This window comes from Colwellia sp. (genome assembly GCF_013215345.1).
Taxonomy (GTDB): domain Bacteria; phylum Pseudomonadota; class Gammaproteobacteria; order Enterobacterales; family Alteromonadaceae; genus Colwellia.
The window spans coordinates 1-10,098 of the sequence record NZ_JABSOV010000131.1 but is presented as its reverse complement, the minus strand read 5'-3'; the positions used below and the strand labels follow the sequence as shown (position 1 = coordinate 10,098).

Genomic DNA, 10,098 nt, shown 5'->3' with positions numbered 1-10,098 from the left:
ACTGAATATACGAACCCGCTTCAAAGGCGTTATTAGGTTGGCTAGCATTTAATGCTCCCATGGATGGGTTTACTGTGTTGACTAAGGTATAAGTTGACTTGTTTCTTCCTACTGAGCCACTGATGTCATAATAAGCATCATCCAATAATCCGCCTTGAATGTCACCTCTAGTGCCCATAGTCAAAGAAACATCATTAATGACACCGGTAAATTGTGGTGTATAACCACCAGGCATTAATTCATTAAACGCCCAACAATTATCGTTGTTAGCAACACCATCAATGTAGTTTTGCTGATTTCTGACATCTAAAGTTTCACCATTAGAACCTTTTAGAATGGCTATATTTGGACATGCGGCCGCATTACCATCCATTGCCCCAACTAATAAGTCGCCATTGCCATCGGTAAATACACCGCCACGGTTTTGTGGATTACGATAGTAGTAACCACCGGTAGCAGTACGATCAGAATAGTTACCAAACATATAAAATTCGTTATCATTACCTAAATCAAGCCCGACATTAGCAAATAGTGTAATGTCATCCTCAATTTCAGGATTACCCCAAACCATTGCAGGACTAGCAACATGAGTGTTACCTGCATCTATTAATCCCTGAGCATCTGGACGTTGCACGCTTCGACTAGTGGCTTCGGCAGTTTTATACTGAAAACTTAAGTTAGCAAAGCCATCATCGGTAAACGGCATACCAATATTACCATCAACGACCAATAAGCCACCATCACCTTCATAATATTCACCTGCTTTTACCGAAATTGAGCCACCGTCGGCACTGTCTTTTAACACAAAGTTCAATACACCAGCAATGGCATCTGAGCCATATTGCGCAGCAGCACCATCACGAAGCACTTCTACTTGTTTTATCGCAACACTAGGGATCACCGAAATATCAGGACCTTGGGCACCATCATTTACGCCACCACCTTGAAAGGCAATAACAGAAGCCCTGTGACGTCGTTTGCCGTTAAGTAAAACTAACGTACTGTCTGATGATAAACCACGTAAGTTAACCGGGCGAATAAAAGATGCGGCATCAGATATTGGTTGTTGGCGAACATTTAATGAAGGAATTGCTCCTTGCAGCATATCAAGCATATCACTTGAAGCATTTTTACCGAGTTCATCACCACCAACAATATCAATGGGTACTGGTGAATCAGCAACAGATCTAGGAGCAGATCTTGTACCAACAACAGCGATTCGTTCAACACTTTTTTCTTTTACTGCTTTGGCATCATCTTCTGCAGCATATGCAGATACAGTACCTAACGCCATGCTAACGGCTAACGCTAAAGTTCCCGTACGGAATTTATTAGACATATTATTTCTTCCCTATTTTGGAGTCATGTTATAATTATTCATTTATTTATTATTTTTATTATGTTTTTTGATTGTTTATTACAATGTTCACAAAACAACCCAGTCAATTATTTATAAAACAGCGCTAAATTCATTACAATAGGTAAAATAAGGAATCGGTTATGTAAATGTTTAGTTAAATAAAAACAACAAGTAACATCTGATAACAATTAGCATACACTTTTAAACATAAATACCAATAAAGTGCATTTAATTCACCCGCTTAGCGCTCAAATTTAAAACAAGACCAGCACCAAAGTCCTGCAGTAAACATTTAAATTTCTAACGATAAAAAAGTAAAAAAATAAAGCAGATTTTTTTATAAAAAATTGATCTAGAGTAACTAAACCACCTAAATACCTCGGTTATTAACATAAAACCTACAATGCATACAATATATTGTATACCTTAAGGTCGATGATTGACTGTATTATAGCTTTACATTAAGTATTTAACATTACAAATTCGTATATATATTCACATTAAATGAATTATAATACAAAAACAGTGTTACTGTGCATTTTAGCAAGTACTCGAGTTTCAGTACTAAAAATCTTAAAAGTTTTTAATTAATTAGTACTATCAAGCAATAAATAAAAATATTTTGGCTACCAGTTAACTTTAAAATACAAGGCATGTTTTATTATGAGATTTAGCCACTATGCTATAGCTGCTCTTTATGTCTGCTATCGCCTTTTGTAGGACTTTTATGAAAGGTTTCGGTTGGAGAAGTTATAACCTGGCTGAACTTAGATTGGTGTATTATGGGAGGAAATTTGCACTATCAGGCAGGTAATTTAGCCGTGCTAGCGATGCCTGGTATTGTAAATACGCTTTAGCTTTACTCGTCTAAAAACCAGTGAAGTGTAGCAATAGCAAGTATTATCGGTAAATTAATCGCGTTAAGCATGTTAAAGCGAAGTACAACCTTGCTATAATATGTGAGTCGTTTTAAATGACTACATGAAACATTACACGACTGATTACGCGAATATGAATACGCAAGAATTGCCCAACACCATGGCAATTTGCTATGACAAGTAAACTAATTCAAACCAAGCCAAACAACTTTAAAGTAATTTAGGTAACCTAATGCAACGACTAGCCCCAGCTTTACGCCAAGACAATGTACCTCTTGATTTAATTTCATTAATCAAAACTATTTTAGCTGCCACGAAAGAAATTTCGTTTCGAGTTAGCCAAGGCCACTTAGGTGACGTAATGGGCTCAACCCTTGATGAAAACATTCAAGGCGAAGTTCAGAAACAATTGGATGTTATTGCCAATGATTTATTTAAAGATATTTTACTAGAGTCTGGTTTTGTAAAAGCGATTTCATCTGAGGAAGAAGATCACTCAGTTGCTGGTGATGAGAACGGTAAATATATTGTTTCTTTCGATCCCCTTGATGGTAGTTCGAACATCGATATCAACTCATTAATTGGTACTATTTTCTCAATTCATGAAGCGCCTGAAGATATTAAAGCTGGCGATGATGATATGTTTAAACAAGCTGGTAACAGCCAAGTTTGTGCAGGTTATGTCTTATATGGCCCATCAACTATGTTAGTGATGACTACAGGTAGTGGTACACATTTTTATGTACTAGATAAAACTCATGGTAGTTTTATCTTAGTAGAACGCAATGTACAAGTTCCTACTGATACCCAAGAGTTTGCTATTAATATGTCGAATCAACGTTTCTGGCAAGCGCCTATGCAAGAATACATTAACGATTTAATCGCTGGTGATACCGGTCCTCGTGGTAAGAACTTCAATATGCGCTGGATAGCTGCCATGGTGGGTGATATTCATCGTGTATTATGTCGCGGTGGTATTTTCACTTACCCTGCCGATAGCAGAAAGCCTGAGCAACCGTACAAACTACGTTTAATGTATGAAGCTAATCCTATGGCATTTTTACTTGAACAAGCAGGTGGTTTAGCTATGACTAGCCAAGGCCGTATTATGGATATTGAACCTGATAGCATCCACCAACGTGTTGAAGTTATTATGGGCTCTAAAAACGAAGTAGAAAAATGTTTAAGCTACTACAAATAAAGCAAGTTAAATAAATTTACTCTTCTCAGTAAAATTCTAATTATTAGAGAAACATCAAATAAAAAGGCTTATTGTTTCAAACAATAAGCCTTTTTTGTATTTGTTTACTTAGTTACCTGAATTTACCCAGCTTAGTTAGCCATTAAAAGTGTTATAACTGAAAGGCTTTACCGTTGATGGTTAACTGGCTTTCAACATATTTAGCAACAAAGCTCACGTCATTATCTTGTCTGGTTAAGTAACCTTGCGCAACAAAATCATCTACCATAGGCGCCATACCGAACTGAGTTAGAAACTCCATAGGTACGCTACCCTTTGCATCCGCTTCTAAAGCCGTAATCAAGGCCATTGAATTCGAGTTAACGCTATTAAAATCAAACAGATCTTTATTGATATTCAAAGCAAACTCACTAGCAATCTTGCCTTGTTCAGTGACGACACTTAAATCGGTCACAGTCAATTTTGGCTCTTTCGCTAAGATTTGATCAGTAACCTCTGACAATGCCGCTAATAACTCGGCTGAGTAATCCTGCCCTGCCACACCTATCGATAGTTTAGCGCTCAGCTTATTCAATTCTTGTAAGGCATTGATATCAATATTCGCTAGTACTACTTCTAAATTAGGCTGTTCAAAACTCTGCCCTGATGCGCTAATTTCTTTAGCATTATATTTTAACTTAAGTGCTAATAGCTCATCATCTAATGAAACTACACTGGTTAAGCCCGCTTCACTTAATGAAAAAACATGTCTGTTCTGGCTATACATATCAATATTAGTAACATTGAAAGTAGCATCACCCGTTAAAATAGCCGTTCCTTGCAAGTAGTCGCCACTGACAACCTTTTGCTCGGTTGACATAGCTACAGTGCCAATAACAAAACGTTCGCCTTCTCCTTTGACTTCAAGACCACCCCAAGAAAAGTCACCAATAATTGTCTCATTATTAATAAGGCTAAATTCTGCTTCCGCCGGCGCAGAGACGATAAGAGTCTCGCCATCTTGATAGCTCATTTCATCAGTTTTAATAAAGGTGGTGACATTTTTATTAAAACTAAGCAAGGCGCCAAGGTGAAGCTTTTCATTAATAAGCTCGATAATTTCATCATCAACTTCAGCCGCTGAAAATTTAAATTTCATCGCGGAATAGCCAAGTCCTAGATGCCAATCTTGCTCAGTGATAATCACAGGGCCAAATGACAACTGCTCCTCTAAAAGAATAGTAACATCAGCTAAACCAGCGTCATCAAGGGAAAAAGTCAGTTCAGATGTCACTTCAGCACCAAACCAACTGCTAGTATATTGGCTAGTAGTTAAGGTAATACCGTCAGTGTTATTCAGTTCAACCAGTACTTTTTCGCGCTCTTCTTCAACGACAGAGCCAATAAGTTTTGGCGCTATAAGTAAGCTTGCTAGTATTAAAGCTATAGCAATAGATAATTTTTTCATTGGTAAAATTCCCTTTTATTATTAATTCGACTTACCTAATGACAAGCCGAATGAGTCCATTATTGAATAGAACGTTGGCGTACCATTTCAAACAGGCAAATACCTGTTGCCACTGATACATTTAAACTAGAAACGGTGCCTGCCATAGGCAACTTAACTAATTGGTCACAATTTTCGCGAGTCAATCGACGCATCCCCTTTCCTTCAGCGCCCATCACTAGAGCCATCGGACCTGCCAGTTTGGTGTCATATAAACAGGTATCAGTTTCACCGGCCGTGCCGACTATCCAAATACCTTGTTTTTGCAGCTGCTTCATTGTTCTTGATAAGTTAGTTACTTGTACTAAAGGCACACTTTCCACAGCGCCAACAGCAACTTTACGCACGGTAGGGGTGATTTGAGCGGCATTATCTTTTGGAACTATGATGGCTTGTACACCAGCAGCATCGGCATTACGTAAACAAGCACCTAGATTATGTGGATCGGTAACACCATCTAAGATGAGTAAGAATGGTGGTATACCTTTTTTCTCAGCGGCTTGTAAAATGTCATCTATGTCATTTTCTGTATAGGCTTTACCCGGTCTAACACGGGCAACAACGCCTTGGTGCTGCTCACCTTCACTTTTTTCATCCAATACTTTACGACTGGCCAATTGAGTACCGATACCGTATTTACGAGATAAATTAATGATTGGCATCATGCGGTCATCTTCACGACCTTTTAATAGCCATATTTCGATAAAACGCTCCGGTGCTGCGTTAATTAAGGCATTAACTGCATGAATACCAAAAACTAACTCTTCATTTTTTGCCATGTTCTTTCTCTATCTTTAAATTAATAACCGAAGTTTAATACCCGAAGTAATAAGGGTTTATTACACTATTTTGTCACGTCGCTCTTGGTATTCTTGCGGGCATTTTTACCCGGACGTTTTTTACGCGCACTGCGTTTTTTCACTTTACTTTTTTCTTTCGGCTTATCTTTAGCATGGCCTTTAGCCGAGCCTTTAGACTTACTTTTAGCGCCACTTTTAGACTTGCCTTTTTTAGCGGTCGCATTATTCACACTGTTGTCAGTCGGTTGACTTGCCTCAGAGCTTTTCCCTGAACGCCGACCACCTTTGCTTTTAGACTTACCTTTAGGCCTATCTTTAGATTTTCCTTTAGACCTGCCTTGAGGTGAATCGTCAACATCAACACCTTCAAGTCGTAAATCTATTTTCTTTTCATCAAGGTTAACCGCGGCAACTTGCACACGAATTTCATCGCCGACACGGAATTTATTGCCACTGTTTTCACCGGTAAGACACATGCGAACATCATCAAAGTGGTAAAAATCACGACCAAGAGAAGTGATATGCACCAAACCTTCAATATGTAAGTCTTGTAAACGAACAAACATGCCAAAGTTAGTCACCGTTGAAATAACGCCAGTGAAGTTGTCACCAACATGGTCTTGCATAAATTCACACTTGAGCCAATCAGCAACGTCGCGAGTAGCTTCATCGGCGCGTCTTTCGGTCATTGAACAATGTTCTCCTAGTTCAATAACTTGCTCTAACGAGTATTCGTAACTACCTTCATTTGCAGCACTTTTAGCTTCTTTTTCAAGAATAGCTTTAATCACTCGATGCACTACTAAATCCGGGTAGCGACGAATAGGTGAAGTAAAATGACTGTATGACGGCAGCGCTAAACCAAAATGACCTTCATTGTCACTTTGGTAAACCGCTTGGCGCATTGAGCGTAACAGCATGGTTTGAATAAGCTCTTGATCTGGACGACCCGCCACTTTCGCTAATATATCACCGTAATCTCTTGGCTCCGGCTCTTCTTTTACTGGCATTGATAAACCAAGCTCATTTAAGTAAGTAATAAAGTTACGGTACTTATCTTCATTAGGCTTTTCATGCACACGGAATAAACCCGGTTTTTCATGCTTTTCAATAAATTTCGCTGTCGCTACGTTGGCTAAAATCATACATTCTTCAATGATTTTATGAGCGTCATTGCGAATTAACGGCACAACACTATCAATCTTTTTATCTTCATTGAAAAGGAAAATAGACTCTTGCGTTTCAAAAGCGATAGCGCCACGTTTAAGACGGGCATCCGTTAAGGCATGGTACATATTCTCAAGATTTTTTAAATCAGGTACCAAGGCTTGATATTCATTAACCAGCGCTTCATCACCGTCAAGAATAGCGGCGACTTTGGTGTAAGTAAAACGGGCATGAGAGCGCATTACTGCAGGATAAAATTTACTGCCTGAGAGTTTACCCGTAGCGCTAACCGTCATTTCACAAACCATACATAAACGGTCAACATCTGGTTTTAGTGAACATAAACCATTAGAGAGTTTCTCGGGCAACATAGGGATAACTTGGCTAGGAAAATAGACCGAATTACCACGAGATATTGCCTCCTCGTCAAGGTCTGTACCATCTTTTACATAATAACTAACATCGGCAATCGCTACCCATAAGCGCCAGCCACCTGATTTTTTCGGCTGACAATAGACCGCATCATCAAAGTCGCGAGCATCTTCACCATCAATGGTTACTAGCGGTAAGTCACGTAAGTCTTTGCGTGGTAACTTAGCTGACTCTTCAACTTCATCAGCAATACTGGCCACTTCCGCTTGTACGGAATGGGAAAACTGGTGAGGTAAATCATGGGCGCGTAAGGCTATTTCGATTTCCATGCCTGGGGCAAGGTGGTCACCTAACACTTCAATCACTTTACCAATGGCACTAGTGCGCCTAGTCGGTCTTTGTACTAGTTCAACAACCACCATTTGACCATGACGAGCACTAAGCCTAGCTTCAGGATCTATTAGCACTTCTTGTTTAATTTTACTGTCTTCGGGCACTACCGAGCAAATATGATGATCAACATATAAACGACCAACTATGGGTGCTTGCCTTGGTTCAATAACTTCAAGAATTTTAACTTCTTTACGGCCTTTGCGATCGGTGCGGTCAACCAAAATGGCTTGCACGATATCACCATGAAAAACACGCTGCATCTCATAAGAAGAGATATAAAAGTCTTTGCCTTTTTTATCGGTAATCGATGAATCATCTGGCGAAAAGAAACCAAAACCGTCCCTATGACCGATAACTTTGCCGGTCAGTAGGCTATTTTTTTCCGGCACTGCGTATTGTTTGAATTTATTAAAGATTAACTGACCACTATTTTCCATGGCACGTAAACGACGTTTCAAACCAATAAGTTGGTATTCTTCATCGTACTTTAGCGTTTTAACCAAGCTATTAAAGCTGGGTGGCGGTGAGCATTTTTCGATGATTGATAGCAGTAATTCGCGCGAGGCAACTGGCTTATCGTATTTTTTGGCTTCGCGTTTCGCGTGTGGATCGTTATAGGTCACTATATAAAGGGTCAGTATTTAAGGATAACTAGTTGCCAGTATACCATAAAGATTAAATTAACAGCCTTAAGCCAACGCTTAATTGGTAGGATACCAACTACAATAACTAAGTAGCCATTTTCAAATGGCCTAAATAGCCAATAACTTCGTTACTTTCAATCCCAATAGCCAGCTATTACTCAATCAAGCGCCTTCCTATTGAAAATTTATTCTCATTGAAAGTTGTAAACTTAATTAATTTAATTGGTATAACTAGTACTTTTCGCTTGTGCTACGACTTTACTCGGCATTTTACTGGCAAGGTCAGTCAATAATTCACTGATTTTTTTATGGGTTGCTTTATCATCTGTTAAAGAATGATGTAGTTGAGAATACAAGGCCGGGAAGTCTAATGGGCTACCATAGCCCTGTTGATATAAACCCGCTAAACGCATTTGCGCGGCTAAGTTATTTAAACTTGCCGCTGTTTTTAAATAAACAATGGCGCGTTCAATATCAACCTGCATAAATTTACCAATATGGTAATAGCGACCTAATTGTTCTAAGCCTTCCGCTAAACCCTGATCAGCGGCGAGATGCATATAATGTAAGCCTAAGGAAATGTCTTTTTTAACACAGACACCATAGGCCAACATATCACCCCATAAAAATTGATAAGAGGGCATTTTGGATATATTAGCTCGCGCTTCTATATCTTGTACTAATTGGCATTCATCTAGCACCACTTGACTTAAATGTTTATTATCTCTTATTAAATCAAGTAATTGATTATCAGTGTAGATCTGCACCGCTTGCATATTTTTTGCCATCGCCATAGCTGATGGCATAATAGATAGAAAACTGGCTAAAAAGATAAAAAACAAAAATAAAATACGCATAATAATCCTAACTAGGCTAAACCTGCTTCCCCCCTATATCGGCAAACAAGCGGTGAATATGAAATTTATTTAACTAAACTCCTATTGTAGAGCAAATTTAACGCCAAGTTGGTATTTTAAAGTGGTGCTAAAATGGAATAACTAGCTAAATATGACTAGTATTATTCAGCATATAATAAAAAATTTTCGCTAGTATAAGCAAGCTTCCAAATGACTTCTGTTGAAATACTAGCCCTAAAACACGGCGCGAGCGCATGCTAATTGAAAAAAAAATTTCCGAGTTAACTGTTGGCCATTATGTAGTAAAGATTATTAACCAAGCAGATAATTTTTCTTTAACTGCCGCAGGTCACATAAAAAGCCAAGCGGTCATTAAGCACCTTAAAAGTAAGAATGTTCATTGTGTATTAATTGACGATAGCAAAACAATCGCAGCTAGCAACGAAAAAACAGAGTCGACTCATATCAAGCCATCACCTCTGAACCGAGAACAGCTTGAACAAGCAAAAGAAATTTTTAACCAATCAAAATCAATTCAAAAAAAATTGTTTAGTGATGCCCTCAGTGGTAGCAGCCTTAATTTGTCACCTGTTATTGAGGTGACTAATAAGTCTATTGATGCAATATTCAACTGCCCTGACGCCCTTGCTTGTATGTTAAATATTCGAGAGAAAGATGAATACCTATTAGAACATTCTGTTGCCGTTTCTGTTTATATTACGCTTTTCGGGCGTTATTTGGGTTTAGAAAGAGACATCATTGAACAACTCTCCATCGGTGCCTTCCTCCATGATATTGGCAAAATAAAAATACCGGATGAAATCCTCAATAAGCCCGGTAAATTAACTGATGATGAATTTACCATCATGAAAACCCATGCAAATCATTCCATAGATATCATTAAGGCAACACCCGGTATTAGCGCGCCTAGCCTTGAGGT

7 protein-coding genes are annotated in these 10,098 nt (G+C 38.6%); 2 read left to right on the top strand and 5 right to left on the bottom strand.

Annotated features, from left to right (window positions below):
- Positions 1–1,294 (bottom strand): TonB-dependent siderophore receptor (locus HRT50_RS15650; RefSeq protein ID WP_291616160.1); only part of this gene is annotated, 1,294 nt, incomplete at its 3' end.
- A 1,176-nt stretch (positions 1,295–2,470) separates the two neighbouring features.
- On the opposite strand from HRT50_RS15650, the gene HRT50_RS15645 reads away from it, so the two are divergent.
- Positions 2,471–3,439: a class 1 fructose-bisphosphatase gene (locus HRT50_RS15645; RefSeq protein WP_291616158.1), complete on the top strand. Its 969-nt coding sequence runs from the start codon at positions 2,471–2,473 to the stop codon at positions 3,437–3,439.
- Between the two features lie 151 nt (positions 3,440–3,590).
- On the opposite strand, the gene HRT50_RS15640 is transcribed toward HRT50_RS15645, so the two are convergent.
- The 4 genes from HRT50_RS15640 to HRT50_RS15625 all read right to left on the bottom strand — a co-directional run bounded on the left by HRT50_RS15640 (position 3,591) and on the right by HRT50_RS15625 (position 9,158).
- A complete protein-coding gene (locus HRT50_RS15640; RefSeq protein ID WP_291616156.1) occupies positions 3,591–4,886 on the bottom strand; it encodes a YdgA family protein in 1,296 nt (431 codons plus the stop codon).
- A 59-nt stretch (positions 4,887–4,945) separates the two neighbouring features.
- Positions 4,946–5,704 carry a 23S rRNA (guanosine(2251)-2'-O)-methyltransferase RlmB gene (gene rlmB, locus HRT50_RS15635; protein WP_291616154.1) on the bottom strand — a complete coding sequence of 253 codons (759 nt, stop codon included), beginning with the start codon at positions 5,702–5,704 and terminating at the stop codon, positions 4,946–4,948.
- 65 nt (positions 5,705–5,769) lie between these two features.
- Positions 5,770–8,280, bottom strand: coding sequence for a ribonuclease R (gene rnr / locus HRT50_RS15630; RefSeq protein WP_291616152.1), 2,511 nt, complete (start codon positions 8,278–8,280; stop codon positions 5,770–5,772).
- A gap of 239 nt (positions 8,281–8,519) precedes the next feature.
- On the bottom strand, positions 8,520–9,158 hold the full coding sequence (locus tag HRT50_RS15625) for a flagellar protein MotX (protein WP_291616150.1): 639 nt from the start codon (positions 9,156–9,158) through the stop codon (positions 8,520–8,522).
- 254 nt (positions 9,159–9,412) lie between these two features.
- On the opposite strand from HRT50_RS15625, the gene HRT50_RS15620 reads away from it, so the two are divergent.
- Positions 9,413–10,098, top strand: a 686-nt coding sequence (locus tag HRT50_RS15620) for an HD-GYP domain-containing protein (protein WP_291616148.1), incomplete at its 3' end; no start/stop codon positions are given.